Origin of the sequence: Winogradskyella wandonensis, from assembly GCF_004346845.1 — a bacterium.
GTDB classification, from domain to species: Bacteria; Bacteroidota; Bacteroidia; order Flavobacteriales; family Flavobacteriaceae; genus Winogradskyella; species Winogradskyella wandonensis.
On the sequence record NZ_SMGI01000003.1, the window covers coordinates 111,708 to 134,115 of the forward strand.

22 protein-coding genes are annotated in these 22,408 nt (G+C 34.8%); 16 read left to right on the forward strand and 6 right to left on the reverse strand.

All coding sequences use genetic code 11. The annotated features are described in order from the left end of the window. Positions 1-120: 120 nt before the first annotated feature. Both ribH and DFQ05_RS09790 read right to left on the reverse strand, forming a co-directional pair. Positions 121-633: a 6,7-dimethyl-8-ribityllumazine synthase gene (gene ribH / locus DFQ05_RS09785; protein ID WP_132705232.1), complete on the reverse strand. Its 513-nt coding sequence runs from the start codon at positions 631-633 to the stop codon at positions 121-123. A gap of 3 nt (positions 634-636) precedes the next feature. Continuing rightward, the gene (locus DFQ05_RS09790; RefSeq protein WP_132705233.1) at positions 637-1,401 is read right to left on the reverse strand and encodes a tetratricopeptide repeat protein; all 765 of its coding nucleotides are present in this window, start codon (positions 1,399-1,401) and stop codon (positions 637-639) included. A gap of 137 nt (positions 1,402-1,538) precedes the next feature. Here DFQ05_RS09790 and recF point away from each other — a divergent pair, with 137 nt between their 5' ends. The 14 genes from recF (at position 1,539) to DFQ05_RS09860 (ending at position 17,561) form a co-directional block, all read left to right on the forward strand. Beyond that, the gene (gene recF, locus DFQ05_RS09795) at positions 1,539-2,618 is read left to right on the forward strand and encodes a DNA replication/repair protein RecF (RefSeq protein ID WP_132705234.1); all 1,080 of its coding nucleotides are present in this window, start codon (positions 1,539-1,541) and stop codon (positions 2,616-2,618) included. Between the two features lie 50 nt (positions 2,619-2,668). Beyond that, positions 2,669-3,091 (forward strand): lipocalin family protein, encoded by a 423-nt coding sequence (locus tag DFQ05_RS09800; RefSeq protein WP_132705235.1) that lies wholly within the window; start codon positions 2,669-2,671, stop codon positions 3,089-3,091. Positions 3,092-3,169: 78 nt separating this feature from the next. Further along, entirely contained in the window at positions 3,170-3,463 is a 294-nt protein-coding gene (locus DFQ05_RS09805; protein WP_132705236.1) for a DciA family protein, read from the forward strand. 72 nt (positions 3,464-3,535) lie between these two features. After that, a complete protein-coding gene (locus DFQ05_RS09810; RefSeq protein WP_241974250.1) occupies positions 3,536-4,063 on the forward strand; it encodes a CIA30 family protein in 528 nt (175 codons plus the stop codon). Between the two features lie 53 nt (positions 4,064-4,116). Further along, complete coding sequence (locus DFQ05_RS09815) at positions 4,117-6,324, forward strand: RelA/SpoT family protein (RefSeq protein ID WP_132705237.1); 2,208 nt, start codon at positions 4,117-4,119, stop codon at positions 6,322-6,324. A gap of 90 nt (positions 6,325-6,414) precedes the next feature. Beyond that, positions 6,415-6,870 carry a Fur family transcriptional regulator gene (locus tag DFQ05_RS09820; RefSeq protein WP_132705238.1) on the forward strand — a complete coding sequence of 152 codons (456 nt, stop codon included), beginning with the start codon at positions 6,415-6,417 and terminating at the stop codon, positions 6,868-6,870. 6 nt (positions 6,871-6,876) lie between these two features. After that, positions 6,877-8,151 carry an adenylosuccinate synthase gene (locus DFQ05_RS09825; protein ID WP_132705239.1) on the forward strand — a complete coding sequence of 425 codons (1,275 nt, stop codon included), beginning with the start codon at positions 6,877-6,879 and terminating at the stop codon, positions 8,149-8,151. Between the two features lie 90 nt (positions 8,152-8,241). Next, complete coding sequence (locus DFQ05_RS09830; RefSeq protein WP_132705240.1) at positions 8,242-10,005, forward strand: OstA-like protein; 1,764 nt, start codon at positions 8,242-8,244, stop codon at positions 10,003-10,005. Position 10,006: 1 nt separating this feature from the next. Beyond that, entirely contained in the window at positions 10,007-11,182 is a 1,176-nt protein-coding gene (locus DFQ05_RS09835) for an aspartate aminotransferase family protein (protein WP_132705241.1), read from the forward strand. Between the two features lie 152 nt (positions 11,183-11,334). Further along, positions 11,335-12,741, forward strand: coding sequence for a tetratricopeptide repeat protein (locus DFQ05_RS09840; protein ID WP_132705242.1), 1,407 nt, complete (start codon positions 11,335-11,337; stop codon positions 12,739-12,741). Positions 12,742-12,784: 43 nt separating this feature from the next. Continuing rightward, on the forward strand, positions 12,785-13,765 hold the full coding sequence (locus DFQ05_RS09845; RefSeq protein WP_132705243.1) for a DUF368 domain-containing protein: 981 nt from the start codon (positions 12,785-12,787) through the stop codon (positions 13,763-13,765). 1 nt (position 13,766) lies between these two features. Then, positions 13,767-14,786, forward strand: coding sequence for a DUF368 domain-containing protein (locus DFQ05_RS09850; protein WP_132705244.1), 1,020 nt, complete (start codon positions 13,767-13,769; stop codon positions 14,784-14,786). Next, positions 14,755-15,513, forward strand: coding sequence for a shikimate dehydrogenase family protein (locus tag DFQ05_RS09855; RefSeq protein WP_132705245.1), 759 nt, complete (start codon positions 14,755-14,757; stop codon positions 15,511-15,513). Before DFQ05_RS09850 ends, DFQ05_RS09855 begins: the two co-directional genes overlap by 32 nt. Before the next feature lie 92 nt (positions 15,514-15,605). Continuing rightward, positions 15,606-17,561 carry a DUF349 domain-containing protein gene (locus DFQ05_RS09860; protein ID WP_132705246.1) on the forward strand — a complete coding sequence of 652 codons (1,956 nt, stop codon included), beginning with the start codon at positions 15,606-15,608 and terminating at the stop codon, positions 17,559-17,561. Positions 17,562-17,844: 283 nt separating this feature from the next. Here DFQ05_RS09860 and mazG read toward each other — a convergent pair whose 3' ends face one another. The 4 genes from mazG to ruvX all read right to left on the reverse strand — a co-directional run bounded on the left by mazG (position 17,845) and on the right by ruvX (position 20,242). After that, entirely contained in the window at positions 17,845-18,618 is a 774-nt protein-coding gene (mazG, locus tag DFQ05_RS09865; protein WP_132705247.1) for a nucleoside triphosphate pyrophosphohydrolase, read from the reverse strand. A 109-nt stretch (positions 18,619-18,727) separates the two neighbouring features. Beyond that, complete coding sequence (locus tag DFQ05_RS09870) at positions 18,728-19,153, reverse strand: DUF5606 family protein (RefSeq protein WP_132705248.1); 426 nt, start codon at positions 19,151-19,153, stop codon at positions 18,728-18,730. A gap of 10 nt (positions 19,154-19,163) precedes the next feature. Next, positions 19,164-19,754: a peptide deformylase gene (gene def, locus DFQ05_RS09875; protein ID WP_132705249.1), complete on the reverse strand. Its 591-nt coding sequence runs from the start codon at positions 19,752-19,754 to the stop codon at positions 19,164-19,166. A gap of 77 nt (positions 19,755-19,831) precedes the next feature. Then, positions 19,832-20,242: a Holliday junction resolvase RuvX gene (gene ruvX, locus DFQ05_RS09880; protein ID WP_132705250.1), complete on the reverse strand. Its 411-nt coding sequence runs from the start codon at positions 20,240-20,242 to the stop codon at positions 19,832-19,834. A gap of 203 nt (positions 20,243-20,445) precedes the next feature. On the opposite strand from ruvX, the gene DFQ05_RS09885 reads away from it, so the two are divergent. Together DFQ05_RS09885 and DFQ05_RS09890 are read left to right on the forward strand one after the other, a co-directional pair. Then, a complete protein-coding gene (locus tag DFQ05_RS09885) occupies positions 20,446-21,261 on the forward strand; it encodes a 2,3,4,5-tetrahydropyridine-2,6-dicarboxylate N-succinyltransferase (protein WP_132705251.1) in 816 nt (271 codons plus the stop codon). Between the two features lie 96 nt (positions 21,262-21,357). Next, positions 21,358-22,407 carry a glycosyltransferase family 9 protein gene (locus DFQ05_RS09890; RefSeq protein WP_132705252.1) on the forward strand — a complete coding sequence of 350 codons (1,050 nt, stop codon included), beginning with the start codon at positions 21,358-21,360 and terminating at the stop codon, positions 22,405-22,407. The last annotated feature ends 1 nt before the right edge of the window (position 22,408 follow it).

Genomic DNA, 22,408 nt, shown 5'->3' on the forward strand with positions numbered 1-22,408 from the left:
CAACTCCTAAAAATTGTTAACAAAAAGCCTGCCAACTGCGAAGTATGACGTTATAAATTTGAAGTAGGAAGTTCCTAGTTAGTTACTTACGGAGTATAAAACTTATAACTTTGAACTGAGTTAGTACCCTATACTAATACCACGTCCGCGAGAATTTTTACGCAATTCTGCCATTTTAATAGCTGCGATTGCCGCTTCTGTGCCTTTATTACCATGTTTGCCTCCTGAGCGGTCAATAGATTGTTGCATATTGTTATCTGTAAGCACGCAGAAAATTACAGGGGTATCGCTTTTAACATTAAGGTCCTTTATGCCTTGTGCAACGCCATCACACACAAAATCGAAATGTTTGGTCTCTCCTTGGATTACAGAGCCTATCGCAATAACAACATCCACATTTTGCTCCTGCATTTTTTTACAACCGTAAATTAACTCATAACTTCCTGGGACATTCCAGCGTGTGATGTTTTTATCAACAGCACCACAATCTTTTAAAGCTGCAATCGCACCTGTGTACAAACCTTCGGTTATGTTGTCATTCCATTCTGAAACAACAATCCCAAACCGAAAGTCTTTCGCGTTTGGGATTGTAGCTTTATCGTAGTTAGATAAATTTTTATTTTCGGTAGCCATAATCTATAAGCTTGCTGATGCTTTACCAATTAAAACATCAATGTCTTTGGCTTCGTCTGATTTTGGATAATCCGTTTTTATTCTATTCAAATAATCTAACGCTTTTTGGTTGTTACCCAAATTCATGCTTACAATTGCAGCTTTCTTTAAATAAAGTGGCGTAGTAAACTCATTAGCGTTTGTTTTAATAGCTTTCTCGTAATAATCTAAACCATCTTGCAATTGGTTTAACTGAACAAACGCATCTCCAATGCCACCTTTAGAAATTGCAGATAACATTAAGTCATCACTAGAAAAATCGCTTAAATGCTTAATCGCTTCTTGATATTTGTTCATATTAAGATAAGCCATACCAGCATAATAGTTAGCAAGGTTGCCAGCTGGTGTACTGCCATATTCTTCAATAATATCTAGCATTCCAAATTTACCATCTGCACCTTCTAAAGACATTGTAAATAGAGAATCTTTTTCTGTGGCATTAAGCGCTTCATCAAAATAACCCTGAGCTACAGTCATTTCGTTCATAGCCTCAGCCGCATTTGGCTCTGCTATAAAATTATCGTAACCCATTTTTGCAAGAATAACTAAAGCTACAACACCAACAATACCAAAAATCCAGTTTTGATTTTTGATAACCCATTCTTCCGTTTTAGAAGCAGACTCGTCTAAGGTGTTAAACACCTCTGCCGTTGTTGACTCTTCTTCTATATGCTCTACCTTTTCTTTTTGGGTTTTTGGTTTGTAACCTCTTTTCTTATATGTTGCCATAATTTCTAATTTGTGCGTTGGCAAAAATAAAATTTTTATTGGTATATAAAAGCCTATTTATTTGTTATTTTTCAATAATTTCGCTCTTAATAAATTCAGCAAAAAACCTTTAAAACGCTACGGTTAATCAACAATTTATGTTTCTAAACAAACTCTCTTTAGTGAATTACAAGAATTTTGAAAGTTCGACTTTTGAGTTTGACACTAAAATTAACTGTTTTGTTGGGGCAAACGGCATCGGAAAAACCAATGCGTTAGATGCCATTTATCATCTAGCCTTCGGAAAAAGTTACTTTAACCCAGTTGCTTCTCAAAACATTAAACACGGCGAAGAGTTTTTTGTCGTAGACGGACAGTTTGAAAAAAAGGAACGCGACGAAAAAATAATAGTATCACTAAAAAAAGGACAAAAGAAAGTTATAAAGCGCAACGGAAAAGTCTATGAAAAATTTAGCGAGCACATTGGCTTTATTCCTCTGGTAATTATTTCTCCGGCAGATAGAGATTTAATTAGCGAAGGTAGCGACGTACGAAGAAAATTTATTGATAGTGTTATCTCACAGAGTGATAAAACCTACCTTTCGGATTTAATAAACTACAATAAAGTACTATCCCAGCGCAATGCGCTATTGAAATATTTTTCTGCTAATAATACATTTAATGCAGACACTTTAGAAGTTTACAATCAGCAGTTAAACCAGTTTGGACAGCCTGTTTTCGAAAAACGAGATGCCTTTTTACAAACATTTATACCCATTTTTAAGGAGCGTTACGCATCTATAAGTAATAGCAACGAGGTGGTTAATCTATCTTACAAAAGCGATTTGTTCGAAACCAATTTAGAGACGCTTCTTAAAGACAACTTAGGCAAAGACCGCGCTATCCAATATACCAGTGTTGGTATTCATAAAGATGATTTAGTCTTTAAAATCGACGAATATCCCATTAAAAAATTTGGAAGTCAAGGTCAGCAGAAATCGTTTTTAATTGCTTTGAAGCTTGCGCAATTCGATTTTATAAAACAACAAAGTGGCGTACCTCCTATTTTACTTCTAGATGATATTTTTGATAAGCTAGACGAAAATCGGGTAGCACAAATTATTAGTATGGTAGACAATGATAATTTTGGGCAAATATTTATCAGCGACACCCATGCGGAGCGTACGGAAAATGTGGTGAAGCAAATTCATCAATCCTATAAAATTTTTAAACTCTAATTTTGTCACCTTGAGCGCAGTCGAAAGGTTTTTGAATAAAAATTATCATTATGAAACGAATTTTAATCTTATTTCTTTTAGTTATAGTTTGTTCATGTTCTACAAATCCCGAAAGCTACTTAGAACATGTAAATGGTTATTGGGAGATAGACCAAGTACTATTTACAGATGGCGCAAAAAAACAATACAAAGACAACGAAACTATAGATTACATCTCTATTAATGATAGTTTAAAGGGCTTTCGTAAAAAGTTAAAGCCTGGCTTTAATTCTAAATATATTACCTCAAAAGATGCAGAAGGCATAACAGTAAAAATTGAAAATGACAGTTTAAATTTTTATTACAAAACACCTTATGCTAGCTGGAAAGAAACGGTTTTAAGTGCTAACGAAAACCAAATGAAAGTTGTTAACGATAGAGAAACCGTATATATTTATAAACGCTACAAACCTTTAGAATTGGATTTGGAGTAAATGATGCCGAGGCTCTCGAAGGCATTTTTAGTATAAATTTTAATGTCGCTTCAAGTACCTCAGCACAAGAAGAGTAAAATGAAACGCAATAACGATAATCAAAGCATTGAAGATATTCTGAAAGAATTTGTCTCTACCAATAATCTACAACATGGGTTAGACAAAGTCAATGTTCGTGATGCGTGGGCAAATCTTATGGGCAACGGTGTTAATAACTATACAACAGCTATCGAGCTTAAGCACGAAACACTTTATGTGCAATTAAGCTCTAGCGTTCTGCGTGAAGAATTAAGCTACGGAACCGAAAAAATTATAGCTATGCTTAATGAAGCGATAGGAAAAGAGACTATTAAAAAGCTAGTTCTAAGGTAATTCTAAAGTTATCTTAAATCCCAATCATTAATTATAGCTTCGGCTTATCTTTGGCTTTTTAGTATGACGATAATGAAGTACGCTTTATTCTTTTTAATTCTAATTTCTTATCAAACCATGACCATTTTCGATTTTAATTCTGAAAGCAATATCCAAAACTGGCGCATCATTGATGATGTAGTTATGGGTGGTCGCTCAAACGGAAATTTTAAAGTTAACACCGATGGTCATGGCGAATTTTCTGGTTATGTATCATTAGAAAACAATGGTGGCTTTTCTTCGGTTCGTTATAATTTTAAAACCATCAATTCTTCGGGATACACATCATTTAAAATTCGTTTAAAAGGTGACGGAAAACCTTATCAATTTAGAGCAAAAAGTAGTGAACGCCAACGTTACTCTTATATTTACGAGTTTCAAACTTCGGGCGAATGGGAAACAGTCACCATTCCTTTCGACCAAATGGTAGCATCGTTTCGTGGCAATAGACTTAATCTACCAAACTTTAATGGCGAGGAAATGGAGGAAATCGCATTCCTTATCGGAAACAAAAAAGAACAAGCTTTTAAACTACTCATCGACAAGATTCAATTAAAGTAAAATCCCTACACAAAACTATTGTGTATTACAATCGGTCTTAGTACTTTAGTTATATGACTGAAGAAGCTATTGAACAAGAAAATGCAGCGATTGCTAAAGCTTACAAAGAACTATTAAAAGTAAGCTATCAGACCTTAACTCGTGAGGATAAAAAACTAATTCGTCATGCGTTCGAGGTTGCCGTTGATGCGCATAAAGACCAAAGACGTAAGTCAGGCGAAGCCTATATTTTTCATCCTATAGCTGTTGCCAAAATCGTTGCTCAAGAAATTGGTCTTGATGCTACGAGTATTGCTGCTGCCCTGCTTCATGATGTAGTAGAAGATAATCCTAATTATACCATTGCAGACATGGAGCGCCTTTTTGGCGAAACTGTAGCAAGAATTGTAGATGGATTAACAAAAATATCGTCCTTAAAAAAGGACATGGATGTGTCTCTACAAGCGGAGAATTTTAGAAAAATGTTGTTAACGCTTAACGAAGACGTCCGTGTAATTATCATAAAAATCGCTGACCGTTTGCACAATATGCAAACTATGGATTCTATGCGCGACGATAAGCAAGTAAAAATAGCTTCAGAAACGCTTTACATTTATGCGCCACTAGCCCATAGAATTGGTCTTTATAACATTAAAACAGAACTTGAAGATTTAGGACTAAAATATACTGAACCCGAAGTCTATAATGATATACTTAGTAAAATTGAAGATAGTAAGGAAGAACAAGATGCTTACATCCAAGATTTTTCTAAAGTTATAAAAGATTCGCTCGATAAAGAAGGTCTCGAATACGAGATTAAAGGTCGCCCGAAATCTATTTTTAGTATCCGCCGTAAAATGCTTAAACAAGGCGTTTCTTTCGAAGAGGTATACGACAAGTTTGCGGTTAGAATAATCTATAAATCAGATTTACCGAATGAGAAGTTTTTAGCATGGAAGATTTATTCCATCGTAACAGACCACTTTACACCTAATCCAGTACGTTTACGAGATTGGATATCGTCTCCTAAATCAACAGGGTACGAAGCATTACATATTACTGTTGTTGGTCCAAAAGGGCGTTGGGTCGAAGTACAAATTCGTAGCCAGCGCATGAACGAAATTGCCGAAAAAGGCTATGCTGCCCACTATAAATACAAAAATGAAAGCGAAAAAGAAGATAGTCTTGACTTGTGGATAAATCGTCTTCAAGAAGCCTTAGAAAATAACGAAGCTGATGCTGTAGATTTCGTAGAACAATTTAAACTAAACCTATATTCTAAAGAGATTTTTGTCTTTTCGCCTAAAGGCGATTTAAAATCTTTACCAAAAGGTGCCACACCATTAGATTTTGCATTTAGTATACATACCGAAGTTGGTATGAAAACTCGTGGCGCTAAAGTAAACGGAAAGCTTGTTCCGTTAAGTCAAGAGCTTACTAGCGGTGACCGTGTGGAAATTTTAACCTCCGAAAATGCCAAACCTAACAGTAACTGGCTTGACTATGCCACAACAGCAAGAGCTCGAAGCAAAATAAAATCCTATCTCAATGCCGATAAAAAAGAAATGGCCGAAGAAGGGAAAGAGATTCTTCGAAGAAAACTAAAGCAGTTAAAAATTACACTTAACGAGAAATCCGTAAACGAACTCGTTAATTATTTTAAGCTAAGTACGTCCTTAGATTTATTCTATCGTGTAGGATTAGGCACAATAGATAACACCATGCTTAAAAATTATGCAGCATCGCGTAGTAATGCATTTGTTAGCTATATAAAGAGTAAAATTAGACGCCCAGAACCATCAAAGGATATCGATAAAAACGAGATTACCTCTAAATACGATATGCTTGTTTTTGGTAAAGAGGAAGAAAAGTTAGATTATTCTTTGGCCAAATGTTGTAATCCAATTCCAGGAGACTCTGTATTTGGCTTTCTAACCATAAATGACGGCATCAAGGTTCATAAAAAAAATTGCCCAAACGCAGTGAGTTTGCAATCTAATTATGCTTACAGAATCATGCAAGCAAAATGGATTGACTCTACACAGCAAGAATATACCTCGCAAATTGTCCTTTCAGGATTAGACGATTTAGGATTGGTTAATGACGTTACAAAAGTTATTTCAGAGAATATGCACGTTAACATGAAAAGTTTAAATTTCTCTAGTGATGATGGCATATTTACAGGAAAAATTACTGTAGTGGTAAAAAACCAAACCATGTTAAAAAAACTTATGGAGAACCTTAAGAAAATAAACGGTATCGATAAGGTTACACGTGTCTAGAAATGCCTTGAAAACTTGTTGATTTCTTTTCTTTTTTAGTAAATAATTATCTCACATTTGCTACAATTTTGTTTAAATTTACACCTTATTATGAATACAAATACAGAAGAAAGTAATCAAGAAATAGTAAAGCGGGTATTTACTAATTTTTTAGAAGAAAATGGGCATAGAAAAACGCCTGAGCGTTATGCTATTCTTCAAGAAATTTACGACAGTGAAGAACATTTTGATATTGAATCGTTATATATCAAAATGAAAAATAAAAACTATCGTGTTAGTCGTGCTACGTTATACAATACAATCGAGTTACTATTAGACTGTGCATTAGTTCGTAAGCATCAGTTTGGGCAGAACCAAGCACATTACGAAAAGTCTTATTTCGATAAACAGCACGACCACGTTATACTTACAGATACTGGTGAGGTTATAGAATTCTGTGACCCACGTATTCAATCCATAAAAAAAACCATAGAAGAGGTTTTTGATATAGAAATCAATAACCACTCACTTTATTTCTATGGCAATCGCAAAAACAAAACAAACTAACATATAATGGCAGTAGATTTACTACTAGGTTTACAATGGGGTGACGAAGGCAAAGGAAAAATTGTCGATGTACTAACCTCTAAATACGATATTATTGCACGCTTTCAAGGTGGTCCTAATGCAGGACACACATTAGTCTTTAATGGCAAAAAACACGTGTTACATACCATACCATCAGGTATTTTTCATGATAACACAGTGAATTTAGTTGGTAATGGCGTTGTTATAGATCCTGTTATTTTTAAGAAAGAATTAGATAAGCTAGATGAGCAAGATGTCAATTATAAAAAGTCGCTTTTAATCTCTCGTAAAGCGCATATCATTTTGCCAACTCACCGCTTATTAGACGCTGCTAGTGAAGCTTCAAAAGGAAAAGCTAAAATTGGCTCTACCCTAAAAGGCATTGGCCCTACTTATATGGATAAAACAGGGAGAAACGGTATCCGTGTTGGAGACATTGAATTAGCTGATTGGAAAGAGAAATACAGAGCTTTAGCAGATAAGCATCAAGCAATGATTGATTTTTACAACGTTGATATTCAATATGATTTAAAAGAATTAGAAACCGAATTTTTTGCTGCTGTAGAAACCCTTAAATCATTAACGTTTATTGATTCTGAAGAATATATCCATCAAGCACAAGCCTCTGGAAAATCCATTCTAGCTGAAGGTGCACAAGGTTCGCTTTTAGATATCGATTTTGGTACGTATCCGTATGTCACCTCATCTAACACAACGGCAGCAGGTGCTTGTACTGGTTTAGGTGTGGCTCCAAACCAAATTGGTAAGGTGTATGGTATTTTTAAAGCGTACACCACGCGTGTAGGTTCCGGTCCATTCCCTACAGAATTATTTGATGAAGATGGTGAAACTATGGGACGTGTTGGCCATGAGTTTGGCGCAACTACGGGTCGACCAAGACGTTGTGGATGGTTAGATTTAGTAGCATTACGTTACGCTTGCCAAGTTAATGGCGTTACAGAATTAATTATGATGAAAGGAGATGTACTTTCTGGTTTCAAAACCTTAAAAGTTTGTACAGCCTATAAATACAAAGGTGAGACTATTACACACCTTCCTTATAATATCGAAGACCAAAATGTAACACCTATTTATACTGAAATTAAAGGTTGGGATGCTGATTTAACAGGTATGACCGAAGCTTCACAATTACCAGAAGCGCTTAATGGTTATGTAGAATTTTTAGAAAAAGAATTGAACATTCCAATTACTGTAGTTTCTGTAGGACCAGATAGAAAGCAAACGATTCATAGAACGTAAAAAAAGAACTTTGCTTTATTGCTGTTAAAAAAACTGTTAACTGATACTAAAGCAAAAGTAAATCGGTTACTAGTCAGTAAATACAAAGTTTTGAAAACATTCAAATTTACCATATTACTTTTCTGTTGTCTGTTTACAACATTTGGCTTCTCACAAAAAAAAGATAAGCTAGAAATTATCTACAGTGGTAAAAGTTATAAGGACAAAACCACCGAAGAAGGTGCTTTTACCTTTCTAAGAGATAATCAGCAGCAGGTACACTTTGTCCACAACGGTGTTAATTTGTACTGCGATAAGGCAGTCTGGTATAAAAATCAAGATTTTATAGAAGCATTTAGCAATGTACGCATGGTTCAAGGCGATACCATTACCATGACAGCTAAATATGTAGAGTATAGCGGTAAAACAGAATTGGCTTTTGCTCGTGGTGAGGTTGTTTTAAAAGAGCCTTCTTCTACGCTAACCACTAACAAATTATATTTCGACCGCACAAAACAACAGGCTTATTACGATACCTCTGGCAAAGTTGTAAGAGATTCATCTGGTACAATCACTAGTAAAATAGGACGCTACTATATGACGCCAAAAAAATATCAGTTTATCGATAGTGTCGTCCTTGTAAACCCAGAATACACGCTAAAAACAAAACGACTCGATTTTTTTAATGATTCTGGTCATGCCTATATCTTTGGGCCTTCGACAATAACAGGAGAAGATAACAACATCTATTGCGAACGCGGGTTTTACGACACTCAAGAGGACTTTGGCTATTTTGAGCGAAATGCAAAAATCGATTATGATGACCGCGAAATTAAAGGCGATAGTATGTATTTTGATCGTAAACTTAATTTTGCATCTGCCACAAACAATATAAAGGTCACAGACACTATTAATAACAGTATTGTAAAAGGTAACTACGCCGAAGTTTGGAAAGCAAAAGATTCATTGTTTATTACAGGAAGAGCCTTAGCTATTACTTTACAAGAAAAAGACTCTATTTACATGCACAGTGACACCTTAATGCTAACTGGACCAGAAGAACATAGAATTACACGCGCTTATTATAATGCCAAAATTTATAAAAGTGATTTAGCAGGTAAGGCCGACTCAATCCACGTAGACCATAAAACGGGATTAACAGAGATGATAAATCTTTCTAGATTTAGCTCTAAAGACCCTTTTGCTACAAAACGTAAACCTGTTTTATGGAATATTGACAACCAAATGTCGGGTGATACCATTCATCTAATTTCTGATGTAAAAACAGAAAAGTTAGACTCTTTAAAAGTCTTTTATAATGCATTTTTGGTTAGTAAAGACACAATTAGCACTGATGGTTTTAACCAAACAAAAGGCAAAGAACTTATTGGTCTCTTTAAGGATAATGAACTTTATAACGTTGATATTATTAAAAATGCTGAAGTTATTTATTACTCCAGAAATGAAGAGGGCGAACTGATTGGTATTAATAAATCCAAGTCTGGAAGCATTAATATTAAAATTAGCGATAATAATGTAGATGAGATTCGGCTAATAAATAAAGTAGATGGCGATTTAAGTCCAGAATCGCTTTTTCCTAAAAATGCAAATAGACTAAGAGGTTTTGATTGGCGCGGAGACGAACGACCAAATAGTATAGAAGACCTTTTTAAGGATGACCCACCTTTAAAATTAAAAAGAATTAAAGGCCTAGATGATTACATACCGCCTGAAGATTTCTTTGACGAAGGCATCAGAGAACGTGTTGAAGCCGCAAAACCAAAAGATAGTACCAAAGAAAATAAAGCTGCCAGAAATATCCCAGAAAAGAAACCCACAGAAAAAAAAGAGGCCAAGAAAGCATCAGGTAACTAATATGCAAGAGGATTTCTTTACATATCAAGCGCAAACAACACCGCATCCTTTAGCTATGGAAATAAGCCATGCTGAAGGAAGCTATATTTATGACACAAAAGGAAACGCGCATTTAGACTTTGTTGCAGGAGTTTCGGCAACACCTTTAGGTCATCGGCATCCAAAAGTCGTTTCGGCCATTAAAAGCCAGCTTGATAAGTACTTACACGTTATGGTTTATGGCGAATATATCCAAGAGCCAGCTGTAGAACTCACCAAACTTTTAGCAAAGCACTTACCAGAATCTTTAAATACCACATATTTGGTTAATTCTGGTACGGAAGCCATTGAAGGTAGTATAAAGCTTGCTCGCCGTTATACAGGTCGTTCCGAAATCATTTCAGCAAAAAATGCCTATCACGGCAATACTTTAGGTTCGCTTAGTTTAATGGATTATCACGAGCGTAAACGTCCTTTTTTACCTCTGATACCAGACACTAGGCACATCGCATTTAATTGCGAATGGTGTTTAAATCAAATAACCGAGAAAACCGCTGCTGTAATTTTAGAAACCATACAAGGTGGTGCTGGCTTTATAGAACCAAATGATAACTATTTACAAAAGGTGCAGCAAAAATGTAATGTTGTTGGCGCCTTACTTATCTTAGATGAAATTCAGCCTGGGTTTGGACGTACAGGTAAACTCTTCGGGTTTCAGAATTATAATTGCGTCCCAGATATTTTAGTGACGGGAAAAGGTTTAGGTGGCGGAATGCCAATCGGTGCATTTACAGCCTCTAAAGAAATGATGGATAGTTTAAAAGATAATCCAAAATTAGGACACATTACGACTTTTGGCGGCCACCCAGTGATCGCAGCTGCAGCATTAGCAACGCTTAAAGAGATTACCGACTCTGACCTTATGTCACAAGCATTAGAAAAAGAAAAACTAATAAGACAGCATCTTCAACATCCAAAAGTTAAAGAAATAAGAGGTCGAGGTTTGATGCTCGCGGCGCTTACCGAATCTGCAGATATTACAAATGAAGTAATATTAAAAGCTAAAGACAAAGGACTTATACTATTTTGGTTACTTTTTGAGCCTAAAGCTATTCGGATAACACCTCCGCTTACCATTTCTAAAGACGACATAATAAAAGGGTGCAACATTATCACTTCAATCCTGGACCAGATTTAAATTGCCTTTTATTTCAATAATACAACTTGTGGTATAACTATTGCGCTTACAACAAAATAAATGTTAATTAATTTGTTAAAAACATTGAGTACATAAACCTCAAACTTCAAACTAGAACACTAAATTTATTTTGTTGAATATTACATCTGCCTATGGAGTATAGTCAAAACGAAAATTTTAATAATATGTCGCTCACAAAGTTTGAGTCTATGCTGAAAACTAACGACGTACTATTTTTTGACTCAAACGAATTTGAAAATATTATCAATCACTATCTCGAAAATGGCAAGATAGGCCTTGCAAAAAAAGCGATTAAGTTGGGGCTTCAACAGCATCCTACCTCTATAAATCTTCGTCTCTTTAAAATTGAAATTCTAGTTTTAGAAAATAAGTTTGATGACGCTAATATTCTACTTGAAGAACTTCATTATTTAGAACCAAATAACGAAGAAATCTTCATTCAAAAAGCAAATGTTTTATCAAAACAAGATGAGCATGAAAAAGCAATAAGTGCACTACTTATGGCTTTAGATTTATCTAATTCACCTCAAGATGATGGCGACTTATATGGCCTTATCGGCATGGAATATTTGTTTTTAGACCAGTTTGAAAATGCCCTCATCTATTTTAAAAAATGTTTAGAAGTAGATGAAACAGATTACTCTGCTTTGCATAACGTAATTTATTGCTTTGACTTTCTCGACAAAAACCAAGAAGCCATTGATTTTTTAAATTCTTATCTAGATGGTAATCCATATTGCGAGGTCGCTTGGCACGAATTAGGCAGACAATATTTTGGATTAAAAGACTATAACAAAGCCAGTGCTGCTTTTGACTTTGCAATTATTTCCGACGATACATTTATTGGCGCCTATCTAGAAAAAGGAAAAGTTTTAGAGAAACAAAAAAAATATAACGAGGCTATTGAAAATTATAAAATTACCCTTGCCTTAGAAGACCCGACATCTTTCGCGTTGCTTAGAATTGGTTATTGCTATGAAAAATTAGGAGAAAACGATTTAGCCGTGCAGTTTTTTAATCGCACCGTTGAAGAAGACCCGCTACTAGACAAAGGCTGGATAGCAATTACTAAGTTTTACACAAAACATCAGAATTATCAAAAAGCATTACATTACATTAGAAAAGCTGTAAATATAGACAACGATAATGTATTGTATTGGAAGCTTTACGCGCAAATTAATCTGCGTCTTAATTTCTTAGAAGAGGCCGAACATGGTTTTAAACGTACACTAGATTTAGGGAATTATGAGTTAGAAACTTGGATTAACAGAACTGATATTCTTATTAAACTTGGCGAATACGAAGGTGCTGTTTATAATTTACTTCAAGCTATAGAATTTTACCCTGAATCAGAAGAAATTGAATATAGACTTGGTGGTTTGTATTTTAAATTAATGGAAAATGATAAAGGCCGTTATCACCTTAAAAATGCATTGCGTTTAAATAGTGATTACGATTTTATTTTAGAAGAATTATTTCCAAACATTATAAATAGGCAATCCGTAAGAGAGGTTATTTCGAGTTCTAAAAAATCTTGAACCTAAAAATCCATACCTTAGCGTTTCATTTTTAAAATAAATTATGCAACGCAGCTTTTTTAGCTATTTCATTATTACATTAAAAGGCCTTGCTATGGGCGCAGCAGATGTGGTACCTGGTGTCTCTGGTGGCACTATTGCTTTTATTTCTGGTATTTACGAGGAGCTAATAGAAAGTATAGATAATCTTAATCTGGGCTTCTTTAAAATTTGGAAAAACTCAGGATTTAAAACTGCCTGGACGTCTATAAACGGCTCGTTTCTTTTAGCATTATTTTCTGGTGTTGCCATAAGTATTTTGTCACTTGCCAAAGCTATAAAATGGCTTTTAGTAAACGAACCCATTTTACTTTGGTCTTTCTTTTTTGGATTAGTTTTAGCTAGCGTTTTATATGTTGCTAAACAAATAAAAAAATGGTCATTTTTGGTTGTTGTAGCAATTGTTATAACCTCTATAATTTCTTACTTTATAACATTGGCAGAACCTTTCGCATCGCCAGATAGTCCTTACTATTTATTGTTTTGCGGATTCATCGCTATTATTGCCATGATTTTGCCTGGTGTGTCTGGCGCATTTATCTTATTAATTCTTGGTGCATACCAAACAGCAATTGATACAATTAACAATTTAAGAGATGGTTTGTTTACTGGCAATATGGATTTATTTAAAGACGCCTTTTTAAACTTTGTTTTACTGGCAATCGGAGCCGTTGTCGGAATAAAAGTATTTAGCAAAGTTTTAAATTGGATGTTTAAACACAAAAAAAATATTACTCTTGCGGTACTTACAGGATTTATGATTGGTTCATTAAATAAGATATGGCCATGGAAAAAAACAATGACTACAAGACTAAATTCTGACGGTATAGAAGTACCACTTTTAGAACAAAGCATTCTACCTAACCATTTTGAAGGTGATAATAAATTATTGGTCGCAATAGTATTTATGGCCGTCGGCTTTTTCACCATTCTTATTCTAGAACGATTAGGAACAAAAAAGCAAATCCTAACCAAACCCGAATAAAATGGAAAGTACTCGCTCATTTAAAGACCGTGTATTTTTAGTAATTAAAGGCCTTGCCATGGGCGCGGCTAATAAAGTCCCAGGTGTATCAGGTGGTGTGGTTGCATTTGTTGCAGGTTTCTACGAAGAATTTATTCACTCCTTACAACGCGTTAATAAAACAGCTTTTAAGCTACTATTTAACGGGCGTTTCAAAAGTTTTTATAATTATGTAAACGGAAAGTTTTTGTTTCTTTTATTTCTAGGAATAGTTATCAGTTACTTTAGTGTATCTAAATTACTAGACTATCTGATTATTAATTACGAACTTTACGTATGGAGCACTTTTTTTGGTATGATTCTAGGCTCAATTTATTACATAAATAAAGATTTTAAAGACTGGAATTCTAAAACTATAGTCGCTTTAATTATCGGTGCCATTGTAGGAGTTAGTATTAGTTTTTTAGACCCAGCTACAGAAAACGACAACCTGTTTTTCGTGTTTTTCTGCGGCATAATTAGTGTCTCTGGCATGACACTTCCAGGGTTTTCAGGGTCTTTTATTCTAATTTTATTAGGAAATTATGTTTTGTTGTTAGTCGATTCTGTGAATGCGCTATATGATACAATAGCCGATATATTCTCAGGTAATTTTGAGTTTATTTACAATAAAGCCAGAATGCGAATGCTAAAAGTTTTAACGGTATTTACATTAGGTTCTGTCACTGGCTTAGTCACTTTTTCTCACATTCTAAACTATATTTTAAAACACTATAAAAGCATAACACTTGCCACCATTATTGGTTTTATAATTGGGTCTTTAGGTGTTGTTTGGCCATGGAAAACCACAGTTTTTAAAACAAGTCCAGACGGTCAGCAAATTCTCGACTCTACTGGAGCGCCAATAATAGAAAATTACAAACGATTTATCCCAGAATTAAATACAGAGACCTACATTGCCATAGCTTATATTTTACTTGGCATTTTAATAGTTTTAGCACTCGAATGGTATGGACAACGCACCAAAAGAATCAAAGTATAAATTTGGATTGATAGGAAAAGATATCGACTATTCCTTTTCACGTGGCTATTTTGCTAAGAAGTTCCATGCTGAAAACCTTCCTCACACCTATGTAAATTTTGATTTACAGAACATTTCCCAATTCCCTTCTGTAATAACAAATTCGGATAATCTCAAGGGTCTTAATGTTACAATTCCGTATAAAGAAGCTGTAATTCCACATCTCGATAAATTAAACAAACGTGCAAAAAAAATAGGCGCAGTTAACACCATTAAGATTTCTAAAAAAGGAAAACTCATTGGCTACAATACCGATTACCACGGTTTTAAAAACTCACTACAACCTCATTTAAAAAAGCACCATAAAAAAGCGCTGATATTCGGTACTGGAGGCGCTTCTAAAGCTATCGCTTACGTATTAAGTAAACTTGGTATCGACTATTATTTTGTTTCCCGAAGTAAAAAAGAAGGTGTTACTTACACGTATTCAGACCTAACTGATACAATTATTCAAAAGCACCTTGTACTAATAAATTGTTCTCCTGTCGGGACTTTTCCTAATATAAACGAATGCCCAGATATTCCGTATGGCGGTATTACGCATAATCATATTCTGTATGATTTAATCTACAATCCAGAAGAAACAAAATTTTTAAACATTGGAGCCTATAAAAATGCTAAGACCATTAACGGGCTAAAAATGCTAGAATTACAAGCTGAAAAATCTTGGGCTATCTGGAATTCTTAATGGCTTAACAACAAGCATTGTTTAAAGCTTAAATCCTTTGTATTTACTAGCCTTTTATTATCTTTAGCATCCACATTTAAAAACATTAAAAAATGTCTGAGATAGATAACCTGCAAAATGCAGATGGAAAAAACGAGGTTGAAATTGTAAAAGCAGCGTCAACACCAAAACAAGAAACAAATTTAGAGGTCGAAGAAAATCAAGAACCTGTAATAGAAGAACCTTCTAAACCTAATGAGGCACATGTCGAGGAAATAGACAGCTCTAATGCAGAAGATGCCGAAGACGAAACCAATGCAGAACGCCATAAACTAGAAGATAAAGATTACCATGCTATGAGCATGGACGACTTAGTTTCTGAGTTTGAAAAACTTCTTAAAAACAATAAAATACAAACCATTTCTTCTCACGTTAACGAGATAAAGTCTGAATTTAATGCCAAGTTCAGTCAACTTTTAGAAGAAAAGAAAGAGCAATTTATAGAAGATGGCGGTAATCCAATAGATTTTTACTTTTCTAACGACACAAAAAAGAGATTCAATTCTGCGGTAAAAGAATACAAACAAAGCATCAACGCTTATTATAAAAATCGCGAGGAAACGCTAAAGCAAAATCTTGATAATCGCTTAGCCATCATCGAGGATATTAAAAGCCTTGTGGGTATCGAGGAGAACATGAACGAGACCTACAAACAGTTTAAAGAACTCCAAGAAAAATGGCGAAATGCTGGTCCTATTCCTAGAGATAAATATAACAACGCTTGGAATACCTATCACCATCATGTAGAACGCTTTTACGACTTTTTACACCTTAATCGCGACTTACGCGATATGGATTTTAAGCACAATTACGACCAAAAATTAAAAATCATTGAGCGGGCTGAAGAATTAGCTGCCGAAGAGAATGTAAATCATTCTTTTAGAGAATTACAAGTGCTACACAAACTCTGGAAAGAAGAATTAGGCCCTGTTGCTAAAGAACATCGTGAAGAGATTTGGGAGCGTTTTAGTAATGCTACAAAAATTATACATGATAAGCGTCAAGCCTATTATGCCGATTTAGACAAAGCCTACGAGAAAAATTTAGTACGCAAAGAAGAAATTATTGATAAGATTAAGGCGCTTAATACAAAAGAAAACGTATCGCACGGCCTTTTACAAAAGCGTATTAAAGAAATGGAAACTTTACGCGAGGCCTTCTTCAATGCAGGAAAAGTACCATTAAAAAATAACGAAGCAACTTGGAAAAAATTTAAAGATGCTGTAAGAGAATTTAATCGTAGTAAAAACAAATTTTACAAAAACCTGAAGAAAGACCAATATGCTAACCTTCAGAAAAAATTAGAGTTAATAAAAATAGCAGAAGATAATAAAGATAGTGACGATTTTAAGACTGTAACACCATTGATGAAGAAAATTCAGAACGAATGGAAAGCTATTGGTCATGTACCAAGAAAAGATTCTGATAAAATATGGAAACAGTTTAAAAATGCTTGCAATCACTATTTCGACCGTATGCATGCAGAACGTAAAGCCGAAAATCAGGAACTTTATGATGCTTTCGACAAAAAAGTAAAATTACTTGATAAGATTAAGGACTTTAAATTTTCTGATGATGTAAAAGCCGATGTATCTAAGCTTCAGGATATTGTAAAAACCTATAAATCTGCTGGTCATGTGCCACAAAACAAACGCTTTATTGATGGTAAGTTCTATAAAGCTGTGGATAACGCCTTCGACAATATTAAAATGGAAAAATCCAAGTTAGACATGATTCGTTTCGAAGGTCGATTAGAGAATATCTCAGGTGGAGAAAGCACACGCCAACTCGACAATGAGCAAAATTTTATCCGTAAAAAAATTGATGATGTCAAAGCTCAAATTAATCAATTAGAAAACAATCTTCAATTTTTCTCTAATGTAAACGATGATAATCCATTGGTACAAGAGGTTCATAAAAACATCGCTAAGCACAAAACAGAGTTGAGCACATGGAAAAGTAAGCTAAAACGTGTGCGTGCGATGTACTCTACAGACGAGGAAGAATAGTATTATAACATTCAAAACCCATCCGCCATTGACGGATGGGTTTTGCCCTAACTAAACTAAATTAACCTTAATTAAAACCGCTAAACAATAATTAAGATTCTACAAAAATGAAACCCTTATTACTAGGCTTCAATATAGTTACGAGTTAAATTTTAATTTGGATTTTTAACGATAAAACTTTAACAATTTACATCATTTCGAACGAGAGTCGACGAGTCTCGTTAGTCATAGCTCTAACGTATTCTCAGCTACCGCTCGAACTTAAATTTTAGGCAAATAGAAATTAAAGTTTCTTCGCTTCTTCCCAAAAGACATCCATTTCGGATAAGGTCATATCCTTTAAAGACTTATTCAGTGCTTTAGACTTTGCTTCTAGGTACTGAAAGCGCTTAATAAACTTCTTATTAGTGCGCTCCAAAGCGTTTTCTGGATTTACTTTTAAGAAACGTGCATAATTAACCATGGAGAAGAGCACATCTCCAAATTCACTCTCGATACGGTCTTTATTTCCTGAAGCAATTTCTGCCTTGAGTTCGGCTAGCTCTTCTTCTACTTTTTCAAAAACTTGTTCTGGTTTTTCCCAATCGAAACCAACACCAGCTACCTTATCTTGTATACGGTTGGCTTTTACCATAGCTGGTAAACTTTTTGGGACACCTTCTAAAACACTTTTTTTACCTTCTTTTAATTTCAGTTGCTCCCAATTACGCTTAACCTCTTCCTCGTCTTTAACCTGAACATCACCGTAGATATGAGGATGTCGGTCTACTAATTTGTCACAAATACTATGGCATACATCAGCGATATCAAAATCTTTGGTTTCACTAGCAATTTTGGAGTAGAATGCTATATGCAAAAGCACATCACCCAATTCTTTTTTAACCTCGTCTAAATCGTTATCTAGAATAGCATCACCGAGCTCGTAAACCTCTTCTATGGTGAGATGACGTAACGATTCCATTGTTTGCTTCTTATCCCATGGACACTGCTCTCGCAACTCGTCCATAATGGTTAACAAACGGTTAAAGGCTTTTAATTGGTCGTCTCTGGTGGACATGATAAAAACTTAGTTTTTTATTCAAAAAATCTTTAATACAACACTTCGACCAAGCTCAGTGTAAGCGATTCACTCAATCCCGACGCATCGCGATTGGTACTCTGCATACCTATTCTTCTTCGGAAACATCGGCTGTTTCTTCTTCTTCAAGACTTTCTAACAGCGCATTTTTTTGAAGAATATTATACCACTGAATCACTTTTTTTATATCCGAAGCATAAACACGGTCTTCATCGTAATTTGGTAAGATGTCAAAGAAAAACTCTTCAAGTTCGTCTTTACTTGCTTTATGGCTTATAGCTGTTTGTTCGCCGTTGTATTTAACCTTAATAGCTTTTAAGACCTCACGCAATGGCACTTCTTCTGTTAATGTGTAAATAGCAATTTCACTAAGGATACTAATATTACTGTGCGCACCAACAGTGATACGTTTTTTGTCTATTAACGATTCTACAACAGCACCCGTACGTGTTTGCGTAACGATTTGGTATAATCCTGGCTTACCAGAAATTGATAATATTTTATCTAAACTCATGTGTATATTTTTAACGTTTTCTGCTCATTGCAGGGAAACGCATTTTGTAATCTGCTCTAATTTTTCCTTTAGAAATGTTTTGTAACTTTCCTTTTAACAAACGTTTTTTAAACGATGATAGTTTGTCTGTGAATAAAATTCCTTCAATATGGTCATACTCATGCTGAATAACACGGGCTATTAATCCGTCATATTCTTCTGTGTACGTATTAAAATCTTCATCTTGGTATTGAATCTTAATCTTAGGTTGCCTAAATACGTCTTCTCGTATATCCGGAATACTTAAACAGCCTTCGTTAAATGCCCACTCATCACCTTCCTCTTCGAGAATGACAGGATTGATAAACGTTTTTTTGAAATTTTTTAATTCTTCTTGTTCTTCTTTAGAAAAACTTTCATCTTCGGCAAAAGGCGATGTATCTACCAAAAACATACGAATAGCCAATCCAATTTGAGGCGCCGCCAAACCAACACCGTATGCGCCATACATCGTTTCGTACATATTGGCAATGAGTTCTTTAAGATTTGGATAGCTCGCATCAATTTCCACTGCTTTTTTCTTTAAGACTGGGTCACCGTAAGCTACAATTGGTAAAATCATCTTTTTAATTTTTTACGGATGCAAAAATACAATTCTTAATATATTATTGATACGTTTTAAGCAATAGTTAATAATCTTTATTGCGCAGCCATGTAACTTTGCAAAATAAGTGTGGCACTAATCTCATCCACCAAAGCCTTATTACGTCGCTGTTTTTTACTAAGCCCGCTATCTATCATCGTTTGAAAAGCCATCTTCGATGTAAAGCGTTCGTCCACACGTTCTACTGGAATTTCAGGAATTTCTTTCTCTAATTTTATCAAGAATTTTTGAATGTACACCTCGCTTTCTGAGGCCGCATTGTCCATTTGCTTGGGCAAACCAATAATTATTTTATCTACAGTTTCTTTGGATATATAATCCTTTAAAAATGCTACCAAACTAGATGTATCGACAGTTGTTAAACCAGATGCGATAATCTGTAATTCGTCTGTAACAGCGATACCAGTGCGTTTAGTACCGTAATCTATTGCTAAAAGTCTTCCCATATATGCCGCAAAGATAGTCATTGAAATTGGAAGCGCGAAGATATAAGCTGGAAGTTAGAAGCATAAAGATGACTACTTCCTTCTTCCAACTTCAAGCTTTTAGCGTTAACTATTTCACACATCAAACATTTACTCACAAATTTTTCAAAATAGTTTTATAAAATTTTTTGATGCCCTTATCTTTGACATCTAAAATTTAGATTATGCAACAATTACAATCGGTTATAGAAAACGCATGGAATGACCGTTCACTCTTAAAGAACCAGGTGACTATAGATGCTATAAGAAGTGTTATTAATCTTATAGATGAAGGCACACTTCGTGTTGCCGAGCCTGTTAAAGATGACTGGCAAGTTAACGAATGGGTAAAGAAAGCTGTAGTCCTTTATTTTCCTATTCAAAAAATGGAAACACTTGAGGCTGGTATTTTTGAATATCACGATAAAATGCCATTAAAAAAAGACTACGCCAAAAAGGGTATAAGAGTTGTTCCTAATGCCGTGGCTCGCCACGGTGCTTATATTTCTAGCGGTGTAATTATGATGCCAAGCTACGTTAACATTGGTGCATACGTAGATGAAGGTACAATGGTAGATACGTGGGCGACAGTTGGCAGCTGTGCGCAGATTGGCAAAAATGTACATCTTTCTGGCGGTGTTGGTATTGGTGGTGTTTTAGAGCCTTTACAAGCTGCTCCTGTAATTATTGAAGATGGTGCTTTTATCGGAAGCCGTTGTATCGTTGTAGAAGGTGTTCGTGTTGAAAAAGAAGCCGTACTTGGTGCTAATGTGGTCTTAACCATGAGTACTAAAATTATAGATGTTACTGGTGATGAACCCGTTGAAATGAAAGGTCGCGTACCTGCACGTTCTGTTGTTATACCTGGAAGTTATACCAAAAAATTTCCTGCGGGTGAGTTCCAAGTACCTTGTGCATTAATTATAGGAAAACGCAAAGAAAGTACAGATAAAAAGACATCGCTTAATGATGCTCTTAGAGAATATGATGTTGCGGTTTAGAATCTTCTCGCTTCAAAAGACAAAATAAAATCCCTTAATCCGAAGTTTTAAAGCATGGATTTTGGGATTTGTTTTTTTTAGTTGAAATTTGCCAAAATGAAGATTTTGGTAATTCAACAGAAAATGATTGGAGACGTTTTAACGTCTAGTATTCTGATTGAAGCACTTAAACAAAAATATCCAGACGGCGAATTACACTACCTCATTAACTCACATACTTTTCCTGTAGTTCAGAATAATCCGTTTATAGACAAAATAGTATTTTTTGAGCCCAAGCACAAGGCCATAAGACATCTTATAAAACTAGGAAAGACAATTAAAAGCGAAAAGTATGATATTGTTATTGATGTCTATGCAAAAATTAGTAGTCTACTACTAACCTACCTATCAAAATCTAAAATTAGAATTGGTTATCGTAAGTATTACACGCCATTGGCTTATAATACTATTGTCGAAAGAAAAAAGACACCTGAATATAATTCTAGTTTAGCTTTAGAAAATAGAATGAAATTGCTAGAACCTTTAGGAATTTCGTTTTCTCCGATTTTACCAAAAATATATCTAACTGAAAAAGAAAAGCAAGAGGCTAAGCAGAGTTTGCAAGCACAAGGTTTAAACTTGCAATACCCAACATACATGATAAGCGTTCTAGGTAGTAGTCCAAAAAAAACTTACCCAGCAGAATACATGGCTAAATGTTTGGACTACCTTACTGAGGCAACTTTAAATCTTCAGCTATTATTCAATTATATCCCTAAACAAGAAGAGGAAGCCAAAGCTATTTTTAACTTTTGCAACAAGGCAACACAAAAACACATCTTTTTTGATATCTACGGAAAAAGCCTTCGAGAGTTTTTAGCTATAACAGCGAATTGTGATGCATTAATTGGTAACGAAGGTGGCGCCGTAAATATGGCAAAAGCTTTGGATATCCCAACCTTTACTATCTTTAACCCAGTTTTAAAGAAACAAAACTGGTTTGGAGCATCCGAGACTAAAAAGCATGTTGCTGTACATCTAGAAGACTATAATGACCAAATTCATGAGGCTGCTAATAGCTCAAAAGATGTTGAAAATTTATATAAAAAATTTAAGCCCGAATACTTTAGAGAAAAGCTTTTAGCATTTCTAAAAACTATTCAATAAA

Coding starts and splice junctions, on each gene's coding strand:
- ribH (WP_132705232.1), bottom strand. CDS start 633: ATGGCTACCGAAAATAAAAATTTATCTAACTACGATAAAGCTACAATC.
- DFQ05_RS09790 (WP_132705233.1), bottom strand. CDS start 1,401: ATGGCAACATATAAGAAAAGAGGTTACAAACCAAAAACCCAAAAAGAA.
- recF (WP_132705234.1), top strand. CDS start 1,539: ATGTTTCTAAACAAACTCTCTTTAGTGAATTACAAGAATTTTGAAAGT.
- DFQ05_RS09800 (WP_132705235.1), top strand. CDS start 2,669: ATGAAACGAATTTTAATCTTATTTCTTTTAGTTATAGTTTGTTCATGT.
- DFQ05_RS09805 (WP_132705236.1), top strand. CDS start 3,170: ATGAAACGCAATAACGATAATCAAAGCATTGAAGATATTCTGAAAGAA.
- DFQ05_RS09810 (WP_241974250.1), top strand. CDS start 3,536: ATGAAGTACGCTTTATTCTTTTTAATTCTAATTTCTTATCAAACCATG.
- DFQ05_RS09815 (WP_132705237.1), top strand. CDS start 4,117: ATGACTGAAGAAGCTATTGAACAAGAAAATGCAGCGATTGCTAAAGCT.
- DFQ05_RS09820 (WP_132705238.1), top strand. CDS start 6,415: ATGAATACAAATACAGAAGAAAGTAATCAAGAAATAGTAAAGCGGGTA.
- DFQ05_RS09825 (WP_132705239.1), top strand. CDS start 6,877: ATGGCAGTAGATTTACTACTAGGTTTACAATGGGGTGACGAAGGCAAA.
- DFQ05_RS09835 (WP_132705241.1), top strand. CDS start 10,007: ATGCAAGAGGATTTCTTTACATATCAAGCGCAAACAACACCGCATCCT.
- DFQ05_RS09840 (WP_132705242.1), top strand. CDS start 11,335: ATGGAGTATAGTCAAAACGAAAATTTTAATAATATGTCGCTCACAAAG.
- DFQ05_RS09845 (WP_132705243.1), top strand. CDS start 12,785: ATGCAACGCAGCTTTTTTAGCTATTTCATTATTACATTAAAAGGCCTT.
- DFQ05_RS09850 (WP_132705244.1), top strand. CDS start 13,767: ATGGAAAGTACTCGCTCATTTAAAGACCGTGTATTTTTAGTAATTAAA.
- DFQ05_RS09855 (WP_132705245.1), top strand. CDS start 14,755: ATGGACAACGCACCAAAAGAATCAAAGTATAAATTTGGATTGATAGGA.
- DFQ05_RS09860 (WP_132705246.1), top strand. CDS start 15,606: ATGTCTGAGATAGATAACCTGCAAAATGCAGATGGAAAAAACGAGGTT.
- mazG (WP_132705247.1), bottom strand. CDS start 18,618: ATGTCCACCAGAGACGACCAATTAAAAGCCTTTAACCGTTTGTTAACC.
- DFQ05_RS09870 (WP_132705248.1), bottom strand. CDS start 19,153: ATGAGTTTAGATAAAATATTATCAATTTCTGGTAAGCCAGGATTATAC.
- def (WP_132705249.1), bottom strand. CDS start 19,754: ATGATTTTACCAATTGTAGCTTACGGTGACCCAGTCTTAAAGAAAAAA.
- ruvX (WP_132705250.1), bottom strand. CDS start 20,242: ATGGGAAGACTTTTAGCAATAGATTACGGTACTAAACGCACTGGTATC.
- DFQ05_RS09885 (WP_132705251.1), top strand. CDS start 20,446: ATGCAACAATTACAATCGGTTATAGAAAACGCATGGAATGACCGTTCA.
- DFQ05_RS09890 (WP_132705252.1), top strand. CDS start 21,358: ATGAAGATTTTGGTAATTCAACAGAAAATGATTGGAGACGTTTTAACG.